Annotated in this window: 28 protein-coding genes; 10 read left to right on the top strand and 18 right to left on the bottom strand. The window is 35.1% G+C overall.

Annotated features, from left to right (window positions below):
* Positions 1 to 57: 57 nt before the first annotated feature.
* A complete protein-coding gene (gene purB, locus IR022_RS08930) occupies positions 58 to 1,401 on the bottom strand; it encodes an adenylosuccinate lyase (protein ID WP_194203468.1) in 1,344 nt (447 codons plus the stop codon).
* 270 nt (positions 1,402 to 1,671) lie between these two features.
* Here purB and IR022_RS08925 point away from each other — a divergent pair, with 270 nt between their 5' ends.
* Positions 1,672 to 2,274: a ribonuclease HII gene (locus tag IR022_RS08925; RefSeq protein WP_194203467.1), complete on the top strand. Its 603-nt coding sequence runs from the start codon at positions 1,672 to 1,674 to the stop codon at positions 2,272 to 2,274.
* Positions 2,275 to 2,356: 82 nt separating this feature from the next.
* Here IR022_RS08925 and IR022_RS08920 read toward each other — a convergent pair whose 3' ends face one another.
* The 6 genes from IR022_RS08920 to IR022_RS08895 form a co-directional block, all read right to left on the bottom strand.
* Positions 2,357 to 2,935: a DUF4468 domain-containing protein gene (locus tag IR022_RS08920; protein ID WP_194203466.1), complete on the bottom strand. Its 579-nt coding sequence runs from the start codon at positions 2,933 to 2,935 to the stop codon at positions 2,357 to 2,359.
* Positions 2,936 to 3,122: 187 nt separating this feature from the next.
* A complete protein-coding gene (locus IR022_RS08915) occupies positions 3,123 to 4,271 on the bottom strand; it encodes a hypothetical protein (protein WP_194203568.1) in 1,149 nt (382 codons plus the stop codon).
* Positions 4,271 to 5,260: a D-alanine--D-alanine ligase gene (locus IR022_RS08910; protein ID WP_194203465.1), complete on the bottom strand. Its 990-nt coding sequence runs from the start codon at positions 5,258 to 5,260 to the stop codon at positions 4,271 to 4,273. Before IR022_RS08910 ends, IR022_RS08915 begins: the two co-directional genes overlap by 1 nt.
* A gap of 39 nt (positions 5,261 to 5,299) precedes the next feature.
* Positions 5,300 to 6,361, bottom strand: coding sequence for an RluA family pseudouridine synthase (locus IR022_RS08905; RefSeq protein WP_050709721.1), 1,062 nt, complete (start codon positions 6,359 to 6,361; stop codon positions 5,300 to 5,302).
* Positions 6,358 to 6,981, bottom strand: coding sequence for a PASTA domain-containing protein (locus IR022_RS08900; RefSeq protein ID WP_194203464.1), 624 nt, complete (start codon positions 6,979 to 6,981; stop codon positions 6,358 to 6,360). Before IR022_RS08900 ends, IR022_RS08905 begins: the two co-directional genes overlap by 4 nt.
* A gap of 147 nt (positions 6,982 to 7,128) precedes the next feature.
* Positions 7,129 to 7,593 carry an Lrp/AsnC family transcriptional regulator gene (locus tag IR022_RS08895; RefSeq protein WP_050709723.1) on the bottom strand — a complete coding sequence of 155 codons (465 nt, stop codon included), beginning with the start codon at positions 7,591 to 7,593 and terminating at the stop codon, positions 7,129 to 7,131.
* A 385-nt stretch (positions 7,594 to 7,978) separates the two neighbouring features.
* Here IR022_RS08895 and IR022_RS08890 point away from each other — a divergent pair, with 385 nt between their 5' ends.
* Positions 7,979 to 9,748, top strand: a complete 1,770-nt coding sequence (locus IR022_RS08890; protein ID WP_194203463.1) for a hypothetical protein — start codon at positions 7,979 to 7,981, stop codon at positions 9,746 to 9,748.
* A gap of 17 nt (positions 9,749 to 9,765) precedes the next feature.
* On the top strand, positions 9,766 to 10,509 hold the full coding sequence (locus IR022_RS08885; RefSeq protein ID WP_194203462.1) for a BT1926 family outer membrane beta-barrel protein: 744 nt from the start codon (positions 9,766 to 9,768) through the stop codon (positions 10,507 to 10,509).
* Between the two features lie 73 nt (positions 10,510 to 10,582).
* Here the strand turns inward: IR022_RS08885 and IR022_RS08880 are convergent, their stop codons facing one another.
* Together IR022_RS08880 and IR022_RS08875 are read right to left on the bottom strand one after the other, a co-directional pair.
* Positions 10,583 to 11,587 (bottom strand): FKBP-type peptidyl-prolyl cis-trans isomerase, encoded by a 1,005-nt coding sequence (locus tag IR022_RS08880; protein WP_050709726.1) that lies wholly within the window; start codon positions 11,585 to 11,587, stop codon positions 10,583 to 10,585.
* 26 nt (positions 11,588 to 11,613) lie between these two features.
* Entirely contained in the window at positions 11,614 to 12,198 is a 585-nt protein-coding gene (locus IR022_RS08875) for an FKBP-type peptidyl-prolyl cis-trans isomerase (protein WP_194203461.1), read from the bottom strand.
* Positions 12,199 to 12,361: 163 nt separating this feature from the next.
* On the opposite strand from IR022_RS08875, the gene IR022_RS08870 reads away from it, so the two are divergent.
* A complete protein-coding gene (locus IR022_RS08870; RefSeq protein WP_194203460.1) occupies positions 12,362 to 13,075 on the top strand; it encodes an SIR2 family NAD-dependent protein deacylase in 714 nt (237 codons plus the stop codon).
* 14 nt (positions 13,076 to 13,089) lie between these two features.
* Here the strand turns inward: IR022_RS08870 and IR022_RS08865 are convergent, their stop codons facing one another.
* The 8 genes from IR022_RS08865 to IR022_RS08830 all read right to left on the bottom strand — a co-directional run bounded on the left by IR022_RS08865 (position 13,090) and on the right by IR022_RS08830 (position 19,834).
* The gene (locus IR022_RS08865; protein ID WP_194203459.1) at positions 13,090 to 13,332 is read right to left on the bottom strand and encodes a DUF4834 family protein; all 243 of its coding nucleotides are present in this window, start codon (positions 13,330 to 13,332) and stop codon (positions 13,090 to 13,092) included.
* A gap of 279 nt (positions 13,333 to 13,611) precedes the next feature.
* Positions 13,612 to 14,322: a CDP-alcohol phosphatidyltransferase family protein gene (locus IR022_RS08860; protein ID WP_050709730.1), complete on the bottom strand. Its 711-nt coding sequence runs from the start codon at positions 14,320 to 14,322 to the stop codon at positions 13,612 to 13,614.
* A complete protein-coding gene (locus tag IR022_RS08855) occupies positions 14,319 to 14,993 on the bottom strand; it encodes a phosphatidylserine decarboxylase family protein (protein ID WP_050709731.1) in 675 nt (224 codons plus the stop codon). Before IR022_RS08855 ends, IR022_RS08860 begins: the two co-directional genes overlap by 4 nt.
* A gap of 149 nt (positions 14,994 to 15,142) precedes the next feature.
* The gene (locus IR022_RS08850; protein ID WP_050709745.1) at positions 15,143 to 16,078 is read right to left on the bottom strand and encodes a ribose-phosphate pyrophosphokinase; all 936 of its coding nucleotides are present in this window, start codon (positions 16,076 to 16,078) and stop codon (positions 15,143 to 15,145) included.
* A 140-nt stretch (positions 16,079 to 16,218) separates the two neighbouring features.
* Positions 16,219 to 17,025: a patatin-like phospholipase family protein gene (locus IR022_RS08845; protein WP_194203458.1), complete on the bottom strand. Its 807-nt coding sequence runs from the start codon at positions 17,023 to 17,025 to the stop codon at positions 16,219 to 16,221.
* A 160-nt stretch (positions 17,026 to 17,185) separates the two neighbouring features.
* Positions 17,186 to 17,674, bottom strand: coding sequence for a CvpA family protein (locus tag IR022_RS08840; protein WP_050709733.1), 489 nt, complete (start codon positions 17,672 to 17,674; stop codon positions 17,186 to 17,188).
* Between the two features lie 107 nt (positions 17,675 to 17,781).
* Entirely contained in the window at positions 17,782 to 17,934 is a 153-nt protein-coding gene (rpmH, locus tag IR022_RS08835; protein ID WP_050709734.1) for a 50S ribosomal protein L34, read from the bottom strand.
* A 187-nt stretch (positions 17,935 to 18,121) separates the two neighbouring features.
* Positions 18,122 to 19,834, bottom strand: a complete 1,713-nt coding sequence (locus IR022_RS08830) for a SulP family inorganic anion transporter (protein WP_050709735.1) — start codon at positions 19,832 to 19,834, stop codon at positions 18,122 to 18,124.
* Positions 19,835 to 20,140: 306 nt separating this feature from the next.
* Here IR022_RS08830 and IR022_RS08825 point away from each other — a divergent pair, with 306 nt between their 5' ends.
* The 5 genes from IR022_RS08825 to IR022_RS08805 all read left to right on the top strand — a co-directional run bounded on the left by IR022_RS08825 (position 20,141) and on the right by IR022_RS08805 (position 24,547).
* On the top strand, positions 20,141 to 20,803 hold the full coding sequence (locus IR022_RS08825; protein WP_050709736.1) for a DUF5715 family protein: 663 nt from the start codon (positions 20,141 to 20,143) through the stop codon (positions 20,801 to 20,803).
* Positions 20,804 to 20,816: 13 nt separating this feature from the next.
* Positions 20,817 to 21,560 (top strand): tRNA pseudouridine(38-40) synthase TruA, encoded by a 744-nt coding sequence (truA, locus tag IR022_RS08820; RefSeq protein ID WP_194203457.1) that lies wholly within the window; start codon positions 20,817 to 20,819, stop codon positions 21,558 to 21,560.
* 92 nt (positions 21,561 to 21,652) lie between these two features.
* A complete protein-coding gene (gene nhaA, locus IR022_RS08815; protein WP_194203456.1) occupies positions 21,653 to 22,801 on the top strand; it encodes a Na+/H+ antiporter NhaA in 1,149 nt (382 codons plus the stop codon).
* Positions 22,802 to 22,929: 128 nt separating this feature from the next.
* Positions 22,930 to 23,829: an EamA family transporter gene (locus IR022_RS08810; RefSeq protein ID WP_050709739.1), complete on the top strand. Its 900-nt coding sequence runs from the start codon at positions 22,930 to 22,932 to the stop codon at positions 23,827 to 23,829.
* Between the two features lie 85 nt (positions 23,830 to 23,914).
* Positions 23,915 to 24,547 (top strand): DUF3256 family protein, encoded by a 633-nt coding sequence (locus IR022_RS08805; protein ID WP_194203455.1) that lies wholly within the window; start codon positions 23,915 to 23,917, stop codon positions 24,545 to 24,547.
* A 61-nt stretch (positions 24,548 to 24,608) separates the two neighbouring features.
* Here the strand turns inward: IR022_RS08805 and IR022_RS08800 are convergent, their stop codons facing one another.
* On the bottom strand, positions 24,609 to 24,899 hold the full coding sequence (locus tag IR022_RS08800) for a GNAT family N-acetyltransferase (protein WP_194203454.1): 291 nt from the start codon (positions 24,897 to 24,899) through the stop codon (positions 24,609 to 24,611).
* A 303-nt stretch (positions 24,900 to 25,202) separates the two neighbouring features.
* Between IR022_RS08800 and trmB the strand changes: the two genes are divergently transcribed.
* Positions 25,203 to 25,961 (top strand): tRNA (guanosine(46)-N7)-methyltransferase TrmB, encoded by a 759-nt coding sequence (trmB, locus tag IR022_RS08795; RefSeq protein ID WP_194203453.1) that lies wholly within the window; start codon positions 25,203 to 25,205, stop codon positions 25,959 to 25,961.
* Positions 25,962 to 25,980: the final 19 nt, after the last annotated feature.

The raw sequence follows: 25,980 nt of genomic DNA, 5'->3' as shown, positions 1-25,980 counted from the left end.
AATAAGATTTAAATTTTAATCAATCAATTAATTATAATAGCCTCGCGGCTATTTGAGTTATACTCCAGTATATGTATGAGGCGTTATTTTCCTTAATTCTTCTTTTATTTCGTCACTAACAGATAGTCCATTAATGAAATTAGAGATAGAAGTCATTGTAATAGCCTCATTGGTACGAGTCAATTCTTTAAGAGCTTCGTATGGTTTTGGATATCCTTCACGACGCAATATAGTTTGTATTCCTTCAGCCACCACTGCCCAGTTTTTCTCTAGATCGTTATCTAAAGCATCTTTATTTAAGAGTAACTTTCCTAATCCTTTAAGTGTACTTTGCAATGAGATAATAATGTGTCCCACAGGAACACCCACATTTCTTAGTACTGTCGAATCGGTTAAGTCTCTTTGTAGACGAGATATTGGCAATTTTGCTGATAAGTGTTCTAATATAGCATTAGCTATGCCCAGATTACCTTCTGCGTTTTCGAAATCAATAGGATTTACTTTATGAGGCATGGCTGATGAGCCTATTTCTCCTGCTTTTATTTTTTGCTTAAAGTATTCCATCGAAATATACTGCCAGAAGTCGCGATTCAAGTCAATCATGATCGTATTTATACGCTTCAATCCGTCAAAGATTGCTGCCATATTATCATAATTAGAAATCTGTGTTGTATATTCTTCTCTTACTAATCCTAATTTATCAGATACAAATTTCGAGCCAAAGTCTTTCCAGTTGTATTGAGGATAAGCAACAGTATGAGCATTGTAATTACCGGTTGCTCCTCCGAATTTAGCTGAAAATGGAACTGATTTTACTAAATCAACCTGATTCTTAAGTCGACTCACAAAAACCATTATCTCTTTACCTAAGCGGGTAGGGGATGCTGGCTGTCCGTGAGTTTTTGCTAACATAGATACTTCTTCCCATTCCTCTGCTCTGCTTTGAAGTAGGTTTATAAGTTCGTCTAAAAGCGGATAATACACATTCTCTAATGCTTCTTTCAAAGAAAGAGGGATTGATGTATTATTTATATCCTGTGAAGTCAATCCAAAATGGATGAATTCTTTGTATTGCTCTAAGTGTAGAACATCAAATTTTTCTTTGATGAAATATTCGACAGCTTTTACATCATGATTAGTTATGCTCTCAATTTCTTTGATGTGAGTAGCATCCTCTTCTGTGAAATTTGTAACTATTTTCCTTAATTCGGGAAAAATTGTATGATTGATATTCTTCAATTGTGGTAATGGAAGTTCGCATAAAGCTATGAAGTACTCAACTTCAACTAATACACGGTATTTGATCAATGCATATTCCGAGAAGTAGTTTGCTAATTCTTCGGTTTTGTTACGATAACGACCATCAATTGGACTAATGGCTGTTAGGGTATCTAATTTCATGATGGTTATTTTGAGTTTAATAGTAAGATATCATCCTTTTTGATGCTCCTAAGTGCCTTACAAAGGTAATTATTAAATCAATTATTTGTAGCCAATTACAAGAAAAAACTTGATAAAATATATGATTATTGGTGAAAATAGGATAATATGTTTATTTTTGAATGGATATATACTAATTCATATTTTAGTATTATATGCTCTAATATAGTTTCTGTCAATTTTATTGCTTCTTTATGAAGCTAGCAAATCTTACATTTCAATAGACTTAAAATGCTTCAGTTATTCTTAAATCCTAATGTTGTAGAGGCTGGTTGTGATGAAGCCGGACGCGGATGTTTGGCCGGTCCTGTGTTTGCAGCAGCAGTAATTTTGCCACCCGATTTTAGTTGTGAATTATTGAATGATTCGAAACAACTAAAAGAAAAAACAAGGTATAGTCTAAGAACGATTATTGAGGAGCAAGCTTTGGCATGGGCTGTTGGAATTGTCTCGCATTCAGAGATTGATGAGATAAATATTTTGAATGCATCTTTCTTGGCAATGCATAGAGCTGTGTCTGATTTAGCAATTGCCCCCGAACATTTACTCATTGATGGAAATCGGTTTAAGAAGTATGAAGATATACCTCATACTTGTATTGTAAAAGGTGATGGTAAATTTTTAGCTATTGCAGCAGCCTCTGTATTAGCAAAAACTTACAGAGATGACTTTATGATGAAATTAAATGAAGAATACCCTCAGTATGGGTGGAATCAGAATAAAGGATACCCCACTATGAAGCATAGGCTGGCGATTGAAGAACATGGGATAACGCCTTATCATCGTTTGACGTTTAATCTGAAAAACAAACAACTTAGTCTTGATTTTGAGTAATGTCAGCTTTTTAATGCTCTATATATGGTTGTAATAAACTACAGCTATTTTACTTGCCAAAGTAATAAAAAGGTCTGATACCTTAAAGACTATCCGGTGCATTTAGTGCATCAGCTAAACTGTCGGCTAATTCGTTAAGGAAGAAAAGTGTGCTTCTTTGAATATTTACTCTTAGTTCTTGCTGTGGTCCTGCAGTTTCTAATGCCGATGGTGTAATAATCTCTTCGGCTTTTACACTTTTCTTTACATTATGTAGTTTGTAAGTAATACCTTTTACTTCAAATACACATTTATCATTAAATATAAATGTATTGAGGTGGTAAGTCATAACCACTTTCTCTCTTATTTTTTCATTATTTTCAGGAAGAAGAAGTTCTATTCTTGATTTTATAATAATCTCTTTATTAGTGTTATCGTATCTTATATTTGATATAAGAGGAGAAGAGGCATATCTTTCTTTACCCCATTCTTTTACCCTGTGAAAACTTTTTTCAATGTCATTATTATTTAGAGGGATCTCTCTTACCAATACTACTTGATTGTTGAATAGGGGGGCATAAGTAAATTTATCATTCTGAACTAATACTTGTGCAAAGATGTTGCCAGATAACAAGGTCAAGAAGAATACTAAACAGATTGTTATGCTTTTTAGTCTGGTCATAGTGTTTACTTATTTTATAATAATGAATTCCTGCTTATTTATGAGCTTGTTGTTGAAAGAAGTTTGTGTGAATTTTACTGCACTAGCTATACAGACAACAAAATAAGTCTTTTGTATTCTTGCAAATTTATGAAAAATATAATAGTGCAGTGGTAGTTTAACAATAAAAAAGAAAAAGGAAGAATAATTATTCTTCCTTTGCTTTTAGATAGTTTTTTAGCGTATTTGAGTACATCTCCAATATCTTATTCCTAAGGAAAGGAATATCTTTATTTTCGAGTTTTATCTTATCAATCTGTTTTGACATATACTCCTTGAAATCATTTACCTGTTGGTCGGTGTAATGTTCTTTGTATTTATTAGAGCTTTCTAATAGATCGTGAGCAATGTAATTGCATGGATAAAATTCATAATTCAAATGAATTTCGCGATCAATAATTCGAGCTACTGCCGATGTACGTTCTTTTTTATCTAATGACTCTATTGAACCTAGCTTATCATTGATCTCATCACCAAAACGGAAGTGAATTTTTCCCTTAAAGCCAAGTAATCCGATTTCCATATTTCGAAGATCATCTATTTGAGCTTTTTTGTATTCGGGATTATCTCTTTTAAGCTGAAATTCCATAGCCTTAAGATAATCACAAGGGTCATATTCGTATGAAATAGACAGAGGTAATATGTTTAGGCTTTTAATTCTTTCAACAAATCCTCCTGATGGTGCAGATAATGCAAGCATTTTCAATACACTTTCCTGAGTTTTATCATTAGAATCTTTTGCACGTCCTTCTCTTTGAGCAAGCCAAACAGACTCCTTCTTTTCATTGATAACGTAATGAATATATTCCGACATATGGATTGATACTTCAAGCATTTGTCTAACGGATACACCACGTCTTACAAGGAAGCTTTTGTTGAGACGAACTAATTTCTCGATCCAAGGGTGGATTAGTAAATTGTCACCGATGGCAATTTCTGTTGTTTCCATCCCCTTCTCATTGCGGAGGATATTAAGTATCCCTGCATCCAGAATTATGTCTCGATGGTTTGATATGATAAGGCGTGCTTTGTCTCCTAGTTTTTCCCATCCGGAACTAGTCACACCAGATGATGTTTTATTTGCTAATGCCCATACAGTAGGGGCGATCATTTTTGATTGAAAATCGAATTTTGTATTGTATTTCAACATCTCAGATGAAAACTCATCCCAATTTATATCCGGAAGTATATACTTAACAGCATACATAAACCCCGGATCTACTAGTAATTCTTGGATAGCTTTCTTTACGTCCTTGTCTTCTAAAGGGGCTATATCAACGAATTTATTATCGCTCATCATAAACTCTTTTGTGTTTTTTGAAATTCACATTCAATTATTTCACTTAAAACATCTGTCATGCTCAAACCGGCAGCTTTAACCTGCTGTGGAAGAAAGCTTGTGGTGGTCATGCCCGGTGTTGTATTCACCTCTAAAAAATAGGGGGTGTTTTCTGAAATTATAAAATCTGCTCTTATTATTCCTTTCGCTCCTACCAGATCATATACTTTAGATGTGAGCTGTTGTATATTCAATGTCATTTCTGGAGATAGATCGGCTGGAGTTATTTCTTGAACCTCTCCCATATATTTAGCATTATAATCGAAGAACTCATTCTCTGTAATTACTTCGGTTATAGGAAATATAACTTCGTGTTCTTTTGTTTTGTAACAGCCACAAGTCACTTCTCTTCCGCTTATAAAGCTTTCAATAATAACATCAGAGGCTTCGCCAAAAGCAAAATCTATAGCTTCTTGCATTTTATCGATCGATTTTACTTTAGTTGTAGCAAAACTCGATCCTCCTGTATTTGGTTTTATAAATACCGGGAATTTAAGGCTTTCAGCAATACTCTCGATATTATACTTAGTTTCCCTTCTTAAGTATACTGATTTTGCAACGTTGAATCCGAAATTCTTCAAGAAATTATTGCATACAAATTTATTGAATGTAATGGCCGAAGTCATCCAGTCACAAGAAGAATAGGGGATGTCTAGCATGTCAAAATAACCTTGCAGACGTCCATCCTCTCCTGGAGTACCATGGATAGTTATATAGGCGAAATCAATTTTTATTTTTTCTGAATCGAAAGCAATGCTGAAGTCGTTTTTATCAACATTATATTCTTTATCCTCAATATTTGCAGTCCATCCTTTTTTGTCTATTTTTATTTTATAGACATTATATCGATCTTTGTCTAGGAACGAATATATTCCGTTCATGCTTTTTTCCGAGACTACAATCTCAGAAGAATATCCTCCCCATATAATTGCAACATTTTTCTTCATGGCAAGTATTTAATATTCTCAGATATATTATTGTTAAAGTTAAAAGTCTCTATTCGAAATGTAGCCTCTCCATTTATCAATCATAAGAGTCATATCTTCAGGTAGAGAAGATTCAAATAACATTTCTTCTCCTGTACGAGGATGGATGAAGCCCAATGATTTAGCATGGAGTGCCTGACGTGGACACAAATTGAAGCAGTTTTGAACAAATTGCTTGTATTTTGTAAAAGCAGTACCTTTTAATATAATATTGCCCCCATATCGCTCATCGTTGAATAACGTATGTCCTATATGTTTCATATGGACACGTATTTGATGGGTACGACCTGTTTCGAGACGACATTTAACTAGTGTTACATAGCCTAATCGTTCTAATACTTCGTAGTTGGTAACTGCAGGCTTTCCTAGTTCGGGATCTTCAAAAACAGTCATTTGTAGTCTGTCTCTCACATTTCGTCCTATATTGCCTTCAATGCGACCAGAGTCTTGTTCTATTGCGCCCCAAACTAATGCGATATATTCGCGTTTAGTGCTTTTGTCAAAGAATTGTTTTGATAAGTGAGTTTTAGCCGCCGGATTTTTAGCAATTACTAATAAACCAGAGGTGTCTTTGTCTATACGATGCACTAATCCTAAACGAGGATCTTTAGCATCATATTCGGGAGTGTTTTGTAAGTGAAAAGCAATTGCATTCACCAACGTTCCGGTATAGTTACCGTGACCTGGGTGTACAACTAATCCTGCTTGTTTATTAATCACCATCAAATCTTCATCCTCATATACAATGTCAATCGGTAAGTCCTCGGGGATTATTTCAATCTCGCGACGAGGACGATCCATAACTATTGTTACGACATCGTTAGGTTTCACTTTGTAGTTTGATTTTACGGGTGTCCCGTTTACTAAAATACAATTTACATCTGCTGCATTTTGTATTCTATTACGCGATATTCCGTCTATACGTGTTGTTATAAATTTGTCAACACGCAACAGTCCCTGTCCTTTGTCGGCTACAAACCGATAATGTTCAAATAATTCGGACGAGTCTTGTTCTGGATCTCCTTCTATAAGATCTTCTATATCTTCAAGCTGATTGGTCATTCGGTGGATGTTTCACTTCCTTCAATGTGTAAACTGTCTAGAGAAGTGTCGCTTCCATTGCCATTTCCTACTTTCAAGGTTACGGTTGAGCCCTTTGGTATTTTTTGCCCACCTTTAAGCGGAGTACCTTTGTATTCAACACCATAAACTAAATCTTGAAATTCGGATGGAACAGAAACTATATTAATTTGATAAATTCCTAATGCATTAAGCAGTGTTTCTGCCTGTCTTAAAGAAGCGTCTTCCAGATCGGGAATTGCTACCAAAGGTTCGTTTTTAGCTTGTATTGTGAGGTATATTGTACGCCCGTGTTTTACACTGGATTTTCCACTTGGGATTTGTTCTAGAATAGCTCCGGGTACACCGTCTTTTTGAAAAAGAGAGTCTACTATTTCGTATCTTAAGTTTTTCGCAGCAATCATAGCCGCTGCATCTTCAATTTGTAGTCCTTTCAAATCAGGAACTTCTATTGCCTGATCGTGGCGAGTGTATTTATTGACAAAAAAAAGCGTAATTCCGATAAGAACAATTGCAATGACAATCATTGCTACTATGTTCTTTACGTATGTATTACTAATTACTTTTTTTAGAAAACTATTTGTTCCTTTATCTTTTCCCATCGTATCTCTAAAATCTCATGTTCTGAACTGCAAAAGTATTAAAAAAAAGACATGTAAGTTATAGCTTTTGTATTTTTTAGTAAACGAAAAGGATAATCTATTAGAATAGACTATCCTTTTTGTTTTATCTGAGTGTATATGTGTATGTTACTCAGGCTTTGTGATCGGAATCTGGCGTTTTACTCCTTGACTCAAAGAAATCATTGTTTCGGTTGCAACAACACCGGGTATCTCCTGTATTTTATTATTCAAGAGCTCCATTAAATGTTCGTTATCCTTAGCATATAATTTAACCAAAATAGTATAAGGTCCTGTTGTAAAGTGAGACTCTACTACCTCAGGTATCTTATCAAGTTCAGGTATTACAGTTTTATACATCGATCCTTTTTCTAATTTTACGCCGATATATGTACATGTATTATAGCCTAAAACTTTAGGGTTGATAATATATCCTGATCCTACGATTACTTTCATTTCGATCATTCGCTGTACACGTTGATGTATAGCTGCTCTGGATACACCACATTCTAGGGCAACATCTTTGAATGGAATCCTTGCATTCTGCGAAATAATTTCGAGAATCTTTTTGTCAAGTTTATCAATCTTTTCCATATTCTTTCTTTTTATTCTATTTATGTGTCAAATATAGTAGTATTTTTTTAGCTACGTATTTTTTTAGGAGAAAAAATGGCTCTTTTGCTAGCATATTATTAAAATAATACGGCTTTATCGCATTGTAAAATGTAAGATAGGGTCATTTAAACTAAACTATATCTTTTTTTGCTCATTTATTTCTTGATATTGTGCTTGGTAAATTTCGCATTGTTAATTTAAAAGTATATTTTCGCACACAAATTAACCTTGGATAAGGTTTTTTAATAAAATAGTTAAAATTGTCGTTTGATAATTGAGCCTTATTTCCGAAACATTAATAATTTATCACATACTAATTAATAACTGATTATATACTATTCACTACTAATAACAACAAAACTCAATGAAAAAAATTAAGATTTATGTTTCGGCACTGATGGTGCTAGGAGGTTCCTTTGCGTTTACGTCATGCGTAGATGATAACGAATCGTCAAGTGTAAAGGAAGTTAGAGAGGCTTATGCAAATCAGCTAAAGGCTCAGGCTGAATTATTGAAAGCTCAGCTAGAAGCTGATAAGATAAAGGGGGCTGTTGAGGTCTTATTAATGGAGGCTCAAGTAGAGCAGGTGAAAAGCCAGACTAAACTAAATGAGGCTAATGCTGCTTTAGCAATTGCGCAAACTGAAGGAGAGAAGAAGAAAGCTGAATCGGATCAATTGATTGCAGCTGAAGAACTGAAAAGCCTTCAAGCAAAAGTTAAGTATGAACTTGAAGAGTATAAGTATAAACTTGAACAGGTTCAGATTGTAGCTGAGATTGAAATGTTGAAGCTTAAGGCTGAATTGGATAAAGCTAAAAATCAACAGGATGAAGTTCTTAATAAAGCTGTAAATGATTATAAGGTTTACATCGGAGAAGTAAATTTACTTAAAAAGACATTGGCTCAGGCAGAATTAAACTTAGCCTATGATAAAGCAGTATTGGCAGATCTGAAGATAACAACAGAAGCAAACACAGAAGCAAGTATTCGTCTATATAATGATTGGATTGTAAATCTGGAATCTAAAATAGCAAATGATAAGAAACGAATAGCTTCATGGAATCAGATATTAACGAATGTTGATGCTGCGAAACTTGAAAAAGAGATAGCTGAAAAGACCAAAGAATACGATGCTCTTTTGATTAAGCAGGCTACACTATATAAGGAGTATAATGCTGCTCAAGCCAAATTTGCAAATGGAGCAAGGAAAGATCTTGTCGATTTTCAAGATTTAGTAGGTAAGAGTAGCACTTGGAATTCGATGCCTTATAATATGACTTATTATTCGATAGAAGAAATAAATGCAACTATAACCGAGACCACAAAAAATATTGCTGCTTATAAAACACAGATAGAGCAGAAAAATGCAGATGTAGCTAAATACAGAGCGAAAACGGCAACATTATATACTACTCTCAAGAGCACAGAGGCCGAAAAAGACAAACTTTATGCTTTGTATGATGAAGCCAGAAGTGCATACTATAACGATTGGTCTACTGCTAATTATAATAAAATGAATGCTGCTTACGATAAGTATCAAGCAGCATATAATACTTATAATAACGCGTCAAGCGCTTATTCTTCTAATCAAAGCATGATCAGTAATTTAGAATACAATATTTCGGATTTGCAGTATTCATTGAATTCGACTCAAAATTCATTGACCAAGGCTAATAACCAGAAAGCGGCTTACGGTGGAGATGCAAACAAAGCTACAAAATTAGCAGAGGCTTATATTGCTGCCGAAAAGATCTATAATGCAGCTTATACCGCACATGTAAACAATCGAAATGAAGTGTATAGTATGTCAGCTTATATTCAGGAGTTAACTACTATATATTATAGTGGAGATCTGATATATCCTGGAGGTAATAGTATTTGGACAAGTTCATTAGAGCAAGTGAAAGCGAGAATAAAAGAACTTGAAGCTAATGTTGTTAATAATGAAGCTAGTTTAGCTCAGTATAAGAGAGATATTACCAATGCGAAAGAGTTGAATAAACGTGCTCTTGCTGAACTTGATCAAAAAATCAAAAATGCAGATGCTGAAATTGCTACTCTAAAAACATTGCTTCCAATTGCTGAAAAGCAGGCTAGTGATGCCAAAGCGATTATTGATGTACGTATGAAATAAATAAAAACAGAGAAATAATGAAAAAAATATTTAGTTCTATTGTGTTTTTATTTATCGGGTTTGGGAGTGTGTTATCTGCTCAGGAAGATGTAGCTAGTTATGCACCCGAAAAAGGAGATGTTATGCTTTCAGTCAATTTTGGAGTAGGTTCTTATATTGGGATGTCTGCGCCAAAACCAAATCTATCTGAATATACTCTTTCTGCTCCCATGTCTGCTTGGTTTGATAAAAAGCCAATTTTAGATATTGAAGCAAAATTGTTTGTTTCAGATGATTGGGCATTAAAGCTTACAGGAGGATTTACTTATAGTAATAATCCAGGGTATAGCGAGGTTGTAGGGACTGGGGGGACAGAACCGAGTTCAATACCAACTTACAAAGCTGTACCGAATAGCGATAATATTCAGTATGCTATTGGATTAGGTGCCGATCGTTATTATGCATCTAGGAGTGATCGTTTGTTCATCCGCTTTGGAGGAGAAGTAGGTTTTGCTTATGGTAAAGTGACAGCTAAGGCTGACAGCCAAGAGTATATGGGAGCTTCTATTGCCGAAGCGTATGGTTTTCGCATAGCTCCAGTATGCGGGTTCGACTATTTCTTTGATAAATTGTTGTTTGTAGGTGTGGATGTACGTCCCGTGGCTTACCAATACACAGTTTATAAAGAACGCCCTCAAGCAGGATTAGGTAATTTGTCTTCTGATAATCATACTTTCTCGTTTATCTCACAACCGATGATAAAGTTGGGGATTAAATTTTAAAGAAGAGATTGATCTATAATAAAAAAAGAGACTGATATATATCAGTCTCTTTTTTTATGAAGTTTTCGAAAAATTATTTTTCGATGCTCACTAATTCAATATCAAAGATAAGAGTTGAGAATGGAGCGATAGAACCAGCTTGTTGTGCACCGTATGCTAGGTCGTAAGGGATGTATAAAGTCCATTTTGAACCTGCAGGCATCAATTGAAGAGCTTCTGTCCATCCTTTGATTACTTGACCAACGCCAAATACAACAGGATCTTTACCTTCGTTAGTTTCAAACACAGTACCATCAATCAATGATCCTTTGTAGAATACCTTAACTCTATCGCTAGCAGTTGGTATTGCACCTGTACCTTGTTTTACTACTTTGTATTGAAGACCACTAGGAAGTGCTACAACGCCATCTTTAGCTTTGTTTTCTTCTAGAAATTTATTAGCCGCTTCGATTTGAGGACCGTTTTGTTTCTTAAGTTCTTCTTCTTGTTTAGCCTGAGCTTTAGCTTGAGAAGCCATCATTTTACCTTGAACTATTTCAGTTGCATTTTCAATAGCAAGTTTTTCATGTTTCAGAGAGTTAAGTAAACCTGCAAGTAGAGCTGATTTATTAACTTGTGCTGAATCTAATACTTGATTTTGGAAACCTTCAGTCATTTGTTTTAGTTGGCTTCCGATTTGAAGACCGCTAAAATATGCATCTTGATCTTTGCTATTGCTGTTGAAGCTTTCGCTTAATCCTTTGATGAATTGAACTAGGTTCTTAGAGTTAGCTTTGTTTAAAGAATCTATTTTTGAAACTAGAGCTTTTTCAAGTTGAGCTTTTTTTGCAGGATCTGCTTCTGCAGCAATACGTTGTCCTTCTACTGCTTTGAACATAGCAGTGTCTTGGATCACGCCTAGTTGTGATAGATACTGATTTAGTCCACCTTCTGATAGTTGTACTCCATAAGCATAAGAAAGAGAATCAACCTCAGTCTTTAAGGTTGCATTAGGAGTGCCGGCGCCTCCTTGACAAGAAACAGCCATTGTACCAATAGCAGCAATTGCACTAAGTGCAAGGATTTGAAATTTTTTCATTTGAAAAATTAATTATGATTTAATTATTATACAATATCCAATACTTCTACTTCGAATACTAATGCAGAGTTAGGTTCGATAGATTGTCCAGCTCCAGCTTTGCCATAAGCAAGATCAGCAGGTATAAACAATTTCCATTTTGAACCTACGGGCATTAATTGAAGAGCTTCTACCCAACCTTTGATTACTTGATTTACACCAAAAGTAGCAGGTGTGCCACGTTGTACGCTACTGTCAAATACAGTACCATCGATAAGTGTACCATGGTAGTGACATTTTACCTGATCGGTAGCTTGTGGTAATTTACCTTCTCCTTTGGTGATGATTTCGTATTGTAATCCGCTAGGAAGAGTTACTACACCCGGACGTTTTTTATTGATTTCTAAGAATTCTTGACCAGCTTTTTCGTTGATGTCAAGTTTTTCTGCTTGTAGATTTGTAAAGTAGTCATTAATAACGCTCTTAGCTTCGTCGTAGCTCATAGATGGTTGATTATCGTTTAATACATCTGCAAGTGCTTTAGCAAATACTTCGATGTCGATTTTTTTGATACCTGAGCTTAAAAAATTGTTTCCAATACTAAGTCCTAAAGCGTAGCTTATTTTATCCATTGTTTTTCTATTATTCGGGATTTTCCTTTTTATACCCTACGTTGATTTCTGATTTTATAATCTTGCAAAAATAACTCTTTTAGCGATATTTTATCTAACTTTCATGCTTGAAAATCAAAGATCTTCGTGATTTATTTGTTAAATCTTATAAAAAATATTTGAAGTGAAAAATATTGTTGTTTTAACAGGGGCAGGAATGAGTGCCGAAAGTGGAATTGCAACCTTTAGAGACTCAGGTGGATTATGGGCACAACATCGTGTAGAAGATGTGGCTACACCCGAGGGTTTCCAAAGAAATCCTCAATTAGTTTTAGATTTTTATAATAAAAGAAGGAGGGAGTCTTTATTAGCTAAACCTAATAGAGGGCATATAGGGTTGGCTGAAATGGAACAAGAGTACAATGTGCAGATTATAACCCAGAATGTAGATAATTTGCATGAAAAAGCGGGAAGCTCTAGTGTTATTCATTTACATGGCGAATTGATGAAAGCCAGATCTTCAATAAATCCTTATAAGGTTTATCCTTTAGATCCCGATAATCCCGATATAAGTGTAGATGATAAGTGTGATGATGGGTCTCCACTTCGTCCGTATATAGTTTGGTTTGGAGAGGCTGTGCCATTAATGACCGAAGCTGAGGAGATTGTAAGAAGAGCAGATGCTTTGGTTGTTATAGGAACTTCTTTGAATGTGTATCCTGCAGCAGGACTTATTAATTATGTATATGCCGAAACTCCTATTTATGTAATAGACCCGAATGATGTTTCGGTTTCTCAAGGTAGAGTGCATTTTATACGTAAGGGTGCATCGGAAGGTGTAGCTGAATTGAGAGATCTGCTTAAAGAGCAATTTGGACATAATAAAAATAAGCAATAAGTATTAACTTCTGCTTATTTTACTTCTTCGTAATCAATGTATTCGCCTTCTTCTTTGCTAAATACTTTTTGATGATTATTCTCTGTATGTGATGGTTGATCTTGCTGATCGTCGTATCTATTATTATGAGCTGATCTGCTGTTATTGAAACCGCTTGTTTGCTTGATAAACAAACGCACAAATCTCAATACAAAAGCTCCGATCAAGCCTATGATTGCAAAGAATACTACTAATATAAATAAAAAGAAACTTCCCATTTAGTATTTTACTAAGTTTACATTAAATGTTTATTGCTCTATTTTAATATTATAACCTTCTTTTTCGGTTATTGTTTAGCAAAGCAATAAAAGGCTTATGACCTTTTTTTAATCTATGAATGTAAATATACAATGAATACCGATTCAATAAAAAGCTTTTTGGAATATTTAACGACCTATTACTAATTCTAAGTAATTTCAACTCTTTAGTAATATAGCCTCTGTTTGTAGCAAATTGTCCTTCTTATGCTCATCAAAGAGATAAAGAGGTCTGAGGTCTTAAGGTTGCTTTAAGAATTTAGAAGTTGTTGCAGATAGTATTATGTAAAGTATTATCCCTGCCGAAATACCCAATACTCCCCAGAAGGAAATGGCTATTATCATAAAAAGAGCTAGAACGTATCGTAGCTCGTTTCCTCTTAGCTTCAGGCTCTTAATTTTTAAAGAGAACATCGGAATTTCTGCCGTTAGTAGAAGGGAAAATATAATAACAAGAGCTATTATCGGATAGAAACTTATTGTTTGAGTAAACTCGTCTCTTACACTAATTCCATAGCAGAAACTAATCCAGAAAAGAGCATTAGCCGGAGTTGGTAATCCAATGAATGATGTAGATTGGCGCTCATCTATATTGAATTTTGCCAATCGGAGTGCTGAAAATATAACCAAAAGAAAACTGATAAATGGTATATATTCGGCAATTGAGCAATCAAGAGTAGCGAGTACAGGTGAATCTGATAGAAATCTGAATACAACAAGGGCTGGTGCTACTCCAAAGCTAACCATATCAGCTAAAGAATCTAATTCTTTGCCGATTGGCGAATAAGCCTTAAGGATTCTAGCTGCAAACCCATCAAAAAAATCAAATATCGCAGCAATTATAACCCATATAACAACCCATAGATAATTACCATTGAATGCCATAACGCATGCTATGCAGCCCGAAAGGACATTCATTGATGTAAGTAAATTGGGGATATGTTTTTTCATGCGTTGTTTTGTAGAGGTAATTCGCCTATTACTGTTTGATTACCTGTAACTTTTTGATCCAGAGTTACATTTATTTTAGTGTCAAGTGGTAGAAATAAATCAACACGTGATCCTAATTTAATGAAACCCATGTGCTCATCAATATGTGCTTCATAGCCTTCGTCAGGATATGTTACAATTCGTTTAGCCATAGCACCTGCTATTTGACGCATAAGTATTTCTACACCATCTTCGCGTCTAATAACAACAGTAGAGCGTTCGTTTTCTGTGCTCGACTTTGGTAAGTATGCAGCTTGAAAACGTCCGTTATGATGTTTCTTCAATATAACAGTACCATTAATTGGATACCAATTGGCATGCACATTTAATGGAGACATGAATACGGATACTTGTAATCTGCTATCTTTAAAATATTCGGGCTCGAATACCTCTTCTATGGCAACAATTTTCCCATCGGCGGGAGCAACAATAGAATTGACCATATCACCTGTAAAGCGACGGTATGGGCTTCTGTAAAAGTTGAGTACGATAAAGAAAAAAGTAACAGATGCACCTAATATTAAAAAGGTGAATAAGTTTTTTCCAAAAAAGTAAACCAAACTACCATTGAGTACCAATAGTATGCAGATTAGTATTGCTAGTTCGCTGCGCCCTTCGTGATGGAGCTTCATCGTTTAAATATATATTCGTTATTATTTAGCCTTCCAACAAGCAAAAATATTCTTATTTGCTGACATGGCAAAACATTATTTGCTTTTTCAAAAATAAAGATTGGGTTCAGTAATAGAATTACGAACCCAATCTTATTATATTTGTTGGTTTACAGAACGTACAAAGAGCTGATAGACTCGTTGTTGCATACTCTTCTGATTGAATCTGCGAAAACATCAGCTACGGAAAGAATTGTAACTTTTTCGCATTTCTTAGAGTAAGGAATACTGTCTGTAAATATAATTTCAGATAGGGCTGACTGGTCTACACGTTCCGATGCTGGGTCAGACATTACCGCGTGGCTAGCGATAGCTTTTACCGAGCGTGCACCATGCGATTTCATCAAATTGGCAGCTTTAGTAATGGTACCTGCAGTGTCAACAATATCATCAACAAGCAGTACATCCATTCCTTCTACATCTCCAATGATTTGCATTTCAGATATTTCGTTTGCTTTTTTGCGAAGTTTGTAACCGATAACCATAGGAACACCAAAATATTTAGCGTATGAGCTGGCACGCTTTGTTCCACCTACGTCAGGAGTTGCTATTACAAGATTCTCGCGATCTAATGTTTTGATGTGATCAGAGAAAATTGCAGAAGCATATAAATGGTCTACCGGTACATCAAAGAAACCTTGTATTTGATCGGCATGTAAATCCATTGTAATAAGTCGGTTGATTCCTGCTGCACTTAGCATATCTGCTATAAGTTTAGCTCCGATAGATACGCGAGGCTTATCTTTACGATCTTGTCTTGCCCATCCAAAGTAAGGAATTACTGCAACAATAGAACGAGCTGAGGCTCTTTTGGCGGCATCCACCATTAATAATAGTTCCATCAGATTGTCTGAAGAGGGGAAGGTTGATTGAATCAGGAATACCTGACGTCCTCGGATCGACTCTTCGTATGATACTGAGAACTCGCCGTCAGCGAAGCGTTCGATATTCATATTGCCGAGTGGACAACCTAAACTATTACAGATTTTTTCAGCTAAGTAACGAGAGTTGGTTCCCGAGAAGATTTTGAATGGTATCTGTTCCATTTGTTCCATTGATGAGTTGTTTTATTGTAATTGTAGATTTATCGAGTGCAAATTTATAAAACTATTTGTTAGGAAATGAATATCAATGCATAAATTATGCCATTAACACTATTTCGGATATTGTTTGGACTAGTTATTTGTTAGTAGGGGGCTAGTAAACTCTCGTATAACGCCTTGTTTTTCTCTTTTTCTAACTCCTGCATAGCAACTTCATAGCCTACATTGAAAATATCGTTGGTGTGTTCTAAAGTGAACATGGCATAAGATGATAATCTATCGGGTTCTATTAATAGATCGCATAGTTTTCGATCTGCCAGAGAATTAGATACTGATATGTAGTGGAATGATCGCTCTGCAATATATAACAGCGAGTTTTTGTATTTTAGTTTAGTTAGAGGTGCTACATTTACACCTATTATGTTTTCGCATTCGAAGCGAATGGGTGTTACCGGAAAGTTTTTAAATAAACCACCATCTACATAGTGTACTTTTTCTATTTCTACGGGAGTAAACACAATAGGGTAGGCGCACGATGCGGTGATTGCCGGAATAAGTGGACCTTTGTCAAATACGGTACTTGTTCCATTGGCTATGTCAGTTGCCACTACTTTTAAAGGTGTTTTCAACTCTTCAAAAGTTCTGGCTTTTAGATGCGTTTTCAGAAATTGTCTGAATCGATCAGCCTTGAATATGCCTGTATGTGGAATAGTAAGCTCAGCAAATTCTTTGAAAGCTTTTTTATGAAAAAAAGAAAGTATTTCATCTGGACTATTGCCATCGGCATATAATACTCCGGCAAAAGCTCCGGCGCTTGTTCCTGATATAATTGAAGGTGAAATTCCTTTTTCCTCAAGGGCTTTAAGTACGCCCAGATGTGCAAAACCTTTTGCACCACCACCACTTAAGGCTAGTCCTAATTTATATTTATAAGTATTGGCTGTGCTCATAAAGAGTGTATCTCAATTGAAATATAAAAGTAAAGGTTTTAAATGGAATACGAGGGCTAATTTGAATAATAACTAATAGAGGGTGTCTATTGTAAGTTTATTTATTCTGTAAATGCTGTACTATTTTAATGTGATAGTGCAGTAAAGAGGTGTTTACTTCTTAATCGAGGCTAAATTTAAGAAAAGGAACTAGTTTAGGTGCAAAGGGTTGAATGTACTTATATGTAGCAGACCCATTCTGAATTTTAGGTGCTAATAATTGATGATGTTCATCGGCTTGTACTATGAGATTTACAACAATACTTATAGCGAATAGCCATTTGGTGAGGCATAATGCAATCCCTGCCAATTTATTTAATGTACCCATTTTTACGGTCTTGAGTATTTCCTCCATCATAGTTCCGAGTAAGTAGAAGGATGTAATGATTATGAGAAAAGTTAAGGCGTATGACAATGGGGCTGCCATGTACTCGGGTATTTGTTTGATGTGTTGTATGTATGGAAGTACTAAGATAGAGAGTTTGCCAGACAGAACAGCTCCTACTATAAGACCTGCTAGTGTAGATAATTGCTTAACTAAACCTGTTTTATATCCTTTTATGATACAATATATTATCACTATGACTATGCAGATATCAAACCAATTCATCTATCGTAATTAGGTAAGTAATGGTACTTATATGAATGACAAAAGTAAGAATTAAAATTAATTCCTACTTTCATTTATACAGAAGACTAAACGAATAGTCTATTCAATTATTTCGCAGCTTCGTCAGATACAGTTAATTTGCCTCTGCCTTTTGCTCTACGAGAAGCTAATACTCTACGACCGTTAGCTGTAGCCATTCTCGAGCGGAATCCGTGTTTGTTTATTCTCTTTCTTCTAGAGGGTTGAAAAGTTCTTTTCATTGCTATATTATATTATTCGTTATTGTTTCTGATCGAATTTGGCTTGCAAAAGTAGATAGTTTATTTTAAATATACAAGTATATCTTTATTTTAAGTAGTGTAAATTATTTTATTGCTGTATTTTAATACTTTTACAATCCATCTATTTTGCAGCTAGTCTTTTCTGTTGTAAATAGTACGAGACACTTTAATCAATTGGTGTTTTGTTTGCCATAGCTTGCTCTCTTAAGATTTTTTCAGCTTTTGCCATAGCCAGATTAATATTGGGGCATATATTCTTTTCGCCTAATAGTTCACAGAATCCAAATTTTTCGAGTGCAGCCCTTACGTTTGGTCTTACCCCCGAAAGTATCATTCTTATGTCTTCGTCCTGAGATTTTTTACATAAACTTTCCAGATTGTGCATTCCCGTAGAGTCTATAAAAGGGACTTTACGCATACGTATGATTCTGACCAGAGGTTTATCTTCTATAACCCGCATACTTTCCTCAAACTTATTTGCTATACCAAAAAAGAATGGACCGTCTATTTCATATACTTCAACGCCTTTGGGAATGATGAGGTTGTCGTCGGAAGATGCTCCTTCTTTGTCCGAAGGGTTTAACTCGTCTGTAATAACCGATATTTCAGTAACATCCATGATGCGTTTCATAAATAGGAATACAGCTAGTAATAAGCCTATTTCGATAGCAATAGTAAGGTCGAATATTACAGTAAGTAAAAATGTTGTAACTAATACAATAACGTCAGCCTTTGAGTTTTTTAGTAAAGCTAAGAAAGATCTCCACTCACTCATGTTGTAAGAAACAACAATGAGTATTGCTGCTAAACAAACCATAGGTATATGCTGGGTTAAACTCCCCAAGAACATAACAACTAATAATAAAAATACAGAATGAACTATACCTGCAATCGGGGTTCGTCCTCCATTGCTAACGTTAGTCATAGTACGAGCTAAAGCTCCCGTTGCAGGTATCCCTCCGAATAGAGGTGCTACAATGTTTGCGATTCCTTGTGCTATCAGTTCCATATTCGAATTGTTCTTTTCGCCTGTAACGCCATCTGCAACATTGGCTGAGATGAGTGATTCTATTGATCCCAAAATTGCCAATGTGAATGCATAAGGGAATAGCGTATTGATTGCCTTTATGCTAAAGGTGATTTCTTGCATATGAGGTAATTCGCTATTTATGCTAAAACGGTCACCGATGGTTTGAACAGTATCGATATTTAGATAGTAACGCAGGAAGTACACAACTACGGTTATAAGAACTACGGCTATGAGCGATCCCGGGATTTTCTTCGAAACCTTATGGGCAAAGATAATGATGAGTAGACTTGAGACTCCAATACCAACAGTTACTAAATCGAGAGTGTTGAAATTGAGAATATATTGTTGCCATTTGCCTAAAAAGTCGGGAGGGATATTTTTTATGTCAAGCCCTAAGAAGTCTTTTATTTGAGTGGAGAATATCGTGACAGCTATACCACTCATATAACCAACAATGATGGGGTAGGGTATATATTTTATAACAACACCAAGTTTTACAATGCCCATCAGAATGAGAATTACTCCAGACATAACTGTTGTAATAACCAACCCCTGAAAGCCGAATTGCTCTATAATATTATATACTATAACAATAAATGCACCTGTCGGACCTCCGATCTGGACTGTGCTTCCACCAAAAACTGAGATTATAAACCCTGCGATAATTGCCGTGTAAAGTCCTTTTTCGGGACTCACCCCTGATGCGATACCAAATGCAATAGCAAGGGGAAGTGCGACAACTCCAACAATGAGACCGGCCATGAGGTCGGCCATAAATTTCTCCTTATTGTAGCCTTTTAAGGAATCAATAATTTGAGGCCTGAATGTTTTTAAAAAATCCGTGTTCATAGCTTTATATCATAACCTATAATTATGAGTTTGCAAAGGTATGAAATGATTTCTGGTTTACCTCATAATAGAAAATCGATTTGTTTTAACATTCTTGATTCGTCCGAAAATCGTTTATTTTCTTTAAATTTGTGACTCAATGAGCTTTCCTAGATAAATGTATCCTGTCTTACGGGATTTTACCTATATATAAGAGCAATTAAAATGGGAGTTTGTATTTACACTGCATTCTTAAATTATAATAGTTTGTTGTACTTATACTCTCTAAAATTACTAATGGGTCTGTGACCTGATTAAAATATATTGATGAACTTTCGTGTTTTATTTTTCTTATCCGTTTTTTTCTTTCTGTTTGGAGCTTGCAAAGGCAAAAAAGAAGAGTCTACATCTGTCGATAATGTCGATGTCAAAAAATATACCCGATTTAGGGGAGCGTATAAGTCGTTTAATGATATGCCCGAATTGCATTTGGAGGCAGCTCAACGAAAAGGTATTCTTCCTATGGGAGTGAGAGGCGATACCTCTCGGGTGCTGAACGAGATGGTACATTTACCCATGGAGTTGGATTTATATAAAATAGCTAAATTGTCACATTCTGTCCCATACTTGGTGAACGATGCATCTAAGTTATTAGTACAAATCAGTTCCAATTTTAGAGATTCGCTTATTAGTAAAAAACTTCCCGTTTATAAATTAGTAGTGACAAGTGTTACTCGTAGTCTCGATGATGTGGCTTCTTTAACCAAGAGAAATGGTAATGCGAGTCATAATTCGGCACACTGCTATGGCACAACTTTTGATATTTCATGGAAAAGGTTCGAAAAGAGAGGACCTTCGGGAACGAACGACGTTACTACCGATCGATTGAAGCTTGTTCTGGGAGAAGTTTTGCATGACCTGAGACAGAGAGATCAATGCTATGTTGTGCATGAGAAAAAACAGGCTTGCTTTCATATAACAGTCAGATAAGAAAATTTAGAAGATGAATAGATACTTCATGTACTTAGGCTACAATGGTGGTAACTATTGCGGATGGCAGGTTCAACGAAATGGAGTTTCGATACAAGAAGAGATCGAAAAGGCATTAGCTATATTGTTACGTGTACCAACACCTATTCTGGGTGCCGGTCGCACAGATGCAGGAGTACATGCCCGTCAGATGATAGCTCATTTTGATGCTGATGTTGAAGATACTGTCATGCTGACAGAGAAATTAAACAGAATCTTACCTAAAGATATTGCAATATATAAAACCGTTAGGGTGAAAGACGATGCTCATGCTCGTTTTGATGCTACATCGCGTTTATATAAGTATTATATAACTACACAAAAAGACCCGTTTATGTATCCGTATAAATATAAGGTACATGGGAATATAGATTTGGATATAATGAATAGGTGTAGTGATATTTTATTTGACTATGTAGACTTTACGAGTTTTAGCAAGTTGCATACCGATGTCAAAACAAACGATTGCACAATAATGTATGCCCGATGGGAAAAAGAGGGAGAAGATTACATATTTACAATCAAAGCAAACCGTTTTTTGAGAAATATGGTTCGTGCAATTGTTGGTACACTATTGGAAGCCGGACGGGGAAAATTGGATGAGGCAGGAATGCGACGGATTATAGAAGCTAAAGATAGAAGTGTTGCAGGATGCTCGGTACCGGGAAATGCATTGTTTCTGGAAGAGGTTGAATATCCCGATGAGATTTTTGGTTAAACGAAGAAATTAAAAATGAAAAGTTTGAGAGGTAGATATTAATGTATAAAGACCTTATACTATATCATAAGAATCAAAAGAACTTTAATTGAATGAATAAAATGTATAAACAACTGAAGAATATACTTAAAGATGAGAAATCTGGTGGAGTCATATTAATAATATGTACAATAGTATCATTGATAATCGCCAACTCTGCTTTTAAGGACCAATATCTTCATTTTTGGCATATCGCATTTGCAGGGCTAAGTCTCGAGCTGTGGATTAATGATGGATTAATGGCAATTTTCTTTTTAATGATCGGACTCGAACTGAAAAGAGAAGTTGCTGTTGGAGAATTTTCACGTCCGCGAAATGCAATATTGCCTGTCGCTGCGGCTTTGGGAGGAATGATAGTTCCTGTTGCTTTTTTTCTATTGTTTAATCTAGGTTTACCCTCTCAATCGGGTGTAGGTATACCTATGGCTACCGATATTGCGTTTGCATTGGGAGTGCTTTCATTGCTAGGGAAAAGAGTACCAACATCGTTAAAAGTATTTTTAATGGCTCTAGCTGTGGTAGATGATCTGGGTGCTATTATGGTTATTGCTATTTTTTATACCAAAGACCTTATGCTTCTCGATTTATCTATTGCATTGGGAATCTTCGCTTTCCTAGCTGTATTGAATAAGTTCAAAGTATATTCGCTTATACCCTATTTTATTGGAGGTGCAGCCATGTGGTATTTTATGCTAATGTCAGGTGTTCACGCTACTATTGCTGGTGTGCTACTTGCTTTAGTTATTCCTTCTGCCGATAGAAAGGATGGACGTTCTCCTGCTTTTTATGTGATGCATAAGCTACATTTTCCAGTTACTTTTCTTATACTTCCTATATTTGCGTTGGCAAATACAGCTGTAACAATATCCTCAGATTGGCATACTCTTTTTGCTGAGCCTATATCATTAGGTATTCTTAGTGGATTGCTTTTGGGGAAACCAATCGGTATAACATTGGCATCTCTGATTGTTATTGTTGCAAAATTATCGAAACTGCCCGAAGGAGTCAATTGGTATAATATGATTGGAGCAGGATTGCTCGGAGGAATAGGATTTACGATGTCTATTTTTATTACACTTTTAGCATTTGACGATCAGCAAATAATAAATACATCTAAGATAGTTATTCTTACAAGTTCTCTTTTAGCAGGAGTGCTTGGGTATATATGCTTACATATGACCTTAAAGAAGTCGTCGAATTGATATAATCATGAGAAGTTGTTTTAGTTGTAAGGGTAGATCTTTGTTTGTCTATCTATAAAGGCGAACGTATCGGTTTACCTTTACTTGAATAATAAAAAGGGCTGAGGCCTTAAATGAACAAATAAATTATGTGGTTAGGTTTAGCGTTTCTGTCGGCTTTCTTTTTAGGGTGTTATGATATAAATAAAAAAATGTCGGTTCATAATAATGCGGTGATTCCTGTGTTATTTCTGAATACATTTTTTTGTACTTTATTTCTGTTGCCTTTATTCTTATTGTCCCGCGTTGCTCCTGCAACAATAGAGAATACTATTTTTTATGTTCCAACAGTCAATTTCGAGGCGCATGTTTATATTATACTCAAATCTATAATTGTATTATCGTCTTGGATATTTGGCTATTTTGCTGTTAAGCATCTGCCATTAACCATAACAGGTCCTATTAATGCAACTCGTCCGGTGATGACTTTAGTGGGTGCATTACTTATATTTGGAGAACGTCTCAACTTTTATCAGTGGATAGGTGTTATACTGACTATTGTTTCGTTCTTTTTATTGTCGGCTACAGGAAAGAAAGAGGGAATTAATTTTCGCCAGAATAAGTGGATATTTTTCATATTCATTGCTGCTATTTTAGGTGCCGCAAGCGGATTGTATGATAAATACCTGATGCAGCGAATAAGCTCTACGTCGGTTCAGTTCTGGTATAACCTCTATCAATGTATCATGATGTTTGTGATACTGGTTATATTATGGTATCCGAAACGAAAAAACTCGACTGCTTTTAGTTGGAAATGGAGTATTCTTCTTGTTTCACTTTTCTTGACTATTGCAGACTTTGTTTATTTCTATGCATTGACCGATCCAGATGCAATGATTTCTATTGTATCTATGGTGAGACGTAGTTCTGTAGTAGTTTCTTTTATTGGTGGAGTATTTTTCTTCCATGAAAAAAACTTAAAAGGAAAGGCGATAGATTTGATCTTAATAATTATAGGAATGTTTTTCCTATATTTGGGTACAAAATAATTGATAGAAAGGATTTAAGGCTTAAGGATTTTTTGCTTTAATTGGAGCAACAAATGGTTTTGAGATCTTAGAAGATACACAACATATGAAAAAAATAGTATATACGTTTTCTTTATTGCTTATAGGTTTAGTCGCTCAGGCACAGAATATAGCTCCTTTGGTTATTGCAATGCCCGACGATATGTTGATTGGTGTAACTTTAGAGCAACGTAAGCAACTTATTGCACCTGAAAAAGATACGGCTCAGGCTGTTGTTGTAAACGCAGTGGGTGATACAATAAAACGTCTCGGTTTTACGGATGATTATATTGCACTGCAAACATCTAAAGTTGGTACCTTGGAGGTTAAACTCTTGTCATTGGTAAATAACTCGCAGATTATTGGCGTGATAACAACGGTTTGTGGACCAGCTTGTGATAGTAGAATTGATTTTTATACAACCGATTGGAATCCTTTAGGGCAGCCCGATCTGTTTCCTCAAATAAATAAAGATGTTTTCTTAAAAGGTGATATAGATCGTACATCGGACGATTTTCTGAATGCTTATGCATCATTGGATATGACTCCTGTAAAGTTGAATTTTTCTTCTTCTGATAAAAATATTGTGGCAACTTACGATATAAAGAATTATTTGTCGAAGGATGATTACAAGAAACTAGAGCCTTTTCTTAAAGAAGCACCACAAGTTTATACTTGGGATAAATTTGCTTATAAGTAAACAAGTTCGAAGATCTGATATAAGAGAAAAGGTTGACTTCGTTCGAAGTCAACCTTTTCTCTTATTCATATTCCTGTTTAATTAAGTTTTGATATTCGGGGTGGCGATCAATATAGGTTTTGGTATAAGAACAGAGCGGTGTGACTTTTAAATTATTCTTGGTTATATAAGTCAATAAATATTTTGTCAATGCACCAGCAATCCCTTGCCCTTCGTATTCTGATTCTACACCCGTATGAGTAACCACCAATACATTATCTTCTTTATAGTAATTTATTACTCCTACTATTTCCTGATTTGACAAAGCTTCAAATCTTTCTTCTTCTAAATTATGCTTTATTTCGTATTCCATATTTGTTATTTTATTAATTAAATAAAAGTATTTAGCTCTACACTTTAGCGTTGGCTGGCTATAACTGTCATACTTACCAAAGTTATAAAAAAGGTATAAGTCCTTAAAAGATTATGACACTTGTACCCTTATTTAAACAAATATATAACGAAAGAAGTTTAAGAAAGTGATTTAGCTTTCTTGTTATAAGTCTAATCAAGATATTTACAGTACACTCTTTTTAATGTATCTTTGTCTTTTAATTTGAGGTGTATACCTATTATTAAGTATCATAAAATATTATAGTTCTAAGAGAGTCGAAATATGGGAAAGAATAAATTAGCAAAGTTTGCTAATATGAATGAATATCCACATGTGTTTCAATATCCTTTTGCTGTATTAAAGGAAAAAGGATTTGAAATGAAAGGAAAGTGGAATGAGATGTTTTTTAAAAACAATAATCCCATAATCCTCGAATTGGGATGCGGAAAAGGTGAATATTCTGTGGGATTGGCAAAACTATATCCAGAGAATAATTTCATAGGTGTCGATATCAAAGGAGCTCGTATGTGGTCGGGGGCTAAGCAGTCTTTTGAAGAGAAATTGGAGAATGTAGCTTTTTTACGAACTCATATCGAACTGCTAAGTAATTTCTTTGATGAGGGAGAAGTCTCAGAAATATGGATTACTTTTCCAGATCCTCAGATGAATAAAGTAAATAGACGAATGACTTCAACACGTTTTATGAAACTATATGCACAGTTTCTTAAGCCCAATGGAGTAGTTCATTTGAAATCGGATAGTAATTTTATGTTTACTTATACTTCAGAAATGGTAGATTTGAATAATCTTAAGGTGCTATTTAAGACAGATGATTTATATCATTCGGATTTAGTAGATGATATCTTAAGTATCAAAACATTTTATGAACAACAGTGGATTGCACGAGGTCTGAATATAAAATACCTTAAATTCGAGTATTTTCCTAAAGAGGATTGGGTAGAACCTGAAGTTGAAATAGAGCAAGATAGTTATCGGAGTTATGGAAGAAGTAACTCTCAAATTCTAACAAAACGAATATAAATAAGAATCCAACTAAAAT

This window comes from Dysgonomonas sp. GY617, assembly GCF_015233815.1.
Lineage (GTDB): Bacteria > Bacteroidota > Bacteroidia > Bacteroidales > Dysgonomonadaceae > Dysgonomonas_A.
The sequence above is the reverse complement of the archived record's forward strand: the minus strand, read 5'-3'. Positions and strand labels throughout refer to the sequence as shown.

Coding starts and splice junctions, on each gene's coding strand:
- purB (WP_194203468.1), bottom strand. CDS start 1,401: ATGAAATTAGATACCCTAACAGCCATTAGTCCAATTGATGGTCGTTAT.
- IR022_RS08925 (WP_194203467.1), top strand. CDS start 1,672: ATGCTTCAGTTATTCTTAAATCCTAATGTTGTAGAGGCTGGTTGTGAT.
- IR022_RS08920 (WP_194203466.1), bottom strand. CDS start 2,935: ATGACCAGACTAAAAAGCATAACAATCTGTTTAGTATTCTTCTTGACC.
- IR022_RS08915 (WP_194203568.1), bottom strand. CDS start 4,271: ATGAGCGATAATAAATTCGTTGATATAGCCCCTTTAGAAGACAAGGAC.
- IR022_RS08910 (WP_194203465.1), bottom strand. CDS start 5,260: ATGAAGAAAAATGTTGCAATTATATGGGGAGGATATTCTTCTGAGATT.
- IR022_RS08905 (WP_050709721.1), bottom strand. CDS start 6,361: ATGACCAATCAGCTTGAAGATATAGAAGATCTTATAGAAGGAGATCCA.
- IR022_RS08900 (WP_194203464.1), bottom strand. CDS start 6,981: ATGGGAAAAGATAAAGGAACAAATAGTTTTCTAAAAAAAGTAATTAGT.
- IR022_RS08895 (WP_050709723.1), bottom strand. CDS start 7,593: ATGGAAAAGATTGATAAACTTGACAAAAAGATTCTCGAAATTATTTCG.
- IR022_RS08890 (WP_194203463.1), top strand. CDS start 7,979: ATGAAAAAAATTAAGATTTATGTTTCGGCACTGATGGTGCTAGGAGGT.
- IR022_RS08885 (WP_194203462.1), top strand. CDS start 9,766: ATGAAAAAAATATTTAGTTCTATTGTGTTTTTATTTATCGGGTTTGGG.
- IR022_RS08880 (WP_050709726.1), bottom strand. CDS start 11,587: ATGAAAAAATTTCAAATCCTTGCACTTAGTGCAATTGCTGCTATTGGT.
- IR022_RS08875 (WP_194203461.1), bottom strand. CDS start 12,198: ATGGATAAAATAAGCTACGCTTTAGGACTTAGTATTGGAAACAATTTT.
- IR022_RS08865 (WP_194203459.1), bottom strand. CDS start 13,332: ATGGGAAGTTTCTTTTTATTTATATTAGTAGTATTCTTTGCAATCATA.
- IR022_RS08860 (WP_050709730.1), bottom strand. CDS start 14,322: ATGAAAAAACATATCCCCAATTTACTTACATCAATGAATGTCCTTTCG.
- IR022_RS08855 (WP_050709731.1), bottom strand. CDS start 14,993: ATGAAGCTCCATCACGAAGGGCGCAGCGAACTAGCAATACTAATCTGC.
- IR022_RS08850 (WP_050709745.1), bottom strand. CDS start 16,078: ATGGAACAGATACCATTCAAAATCTTCTCGGGAACCAACTCTCGTTAC.
- IR022_RS08845 (WP_194203458.1), bottom strand. CDS start 17,025: ATGAGCACAGCCAATACTTATAAATATAAATTAGGACTAGCCTTAAGT.
- IR022_RS08840 (WP_050709733.1), bottom strand. CDS start 17,674: ATGAATTGGTTTGATATCTGCATAGTCATAGTGATAATATATTGTATC.
- rpmH (WP_050709734.1), bottom strand. CDS start 17,934: ATGAAAAGAACTTTTCAACCCTCTAGAAGAAAGAGAATAAACAAACAC.
- IR022_RS08830 (WP_050709735.1), bottom strand. CDS start 19,834: ATGAACACGGATTTTTTAAAAACATTCAGGCCTCAAATTATTGATTCC.
- IR022_RS08825 (WP_050709736.1), top strand. CDS start 20,141: ATGAACTTTCGTGTTTTATTTTTCTTATCCGTTTTTTTCTTTCTGTTT.
- truA (WP_194203457.1), top strand. CDS start 20,817: ATGAATAGATACTTCATGTACTTAGGCTACAATGGTGGTAACTATTGC.
- nhaA (WP_194203456.1), top strand. CDS start 21,653: ATGAATAAAATGTATAAACAACTGAAGAATATACTTAAAGATGAGAAA.
- IR022_RS08810 (WP_050709739.1), top strand. CDS start 22,930: ATGTGGTTAGGTTTAGCGTTTCTGTCGGCTTTCTTTTTAGGGTGTTAT.
- IR022_RS08805 (WP_194203455.1), top strand. CDS start 23,915: ATGAAAAAAATAGTATATACGTTTTCTTTATTGCTTATAGGTTTAGTC.
- IR022_RS08800 (WP_194203454.1), bottom strand. CDS start 24,899: ATGGAATACGAAATAAAGCATAATTTAGAAGAAGAAAGATTTGAAGCT.
- trmB (WP_194203453.1), top strand. CDS start 25,203: ATGGGAAAGAATAAATTAGCAAAGTTTGCTAATATGAATGAATATCCA.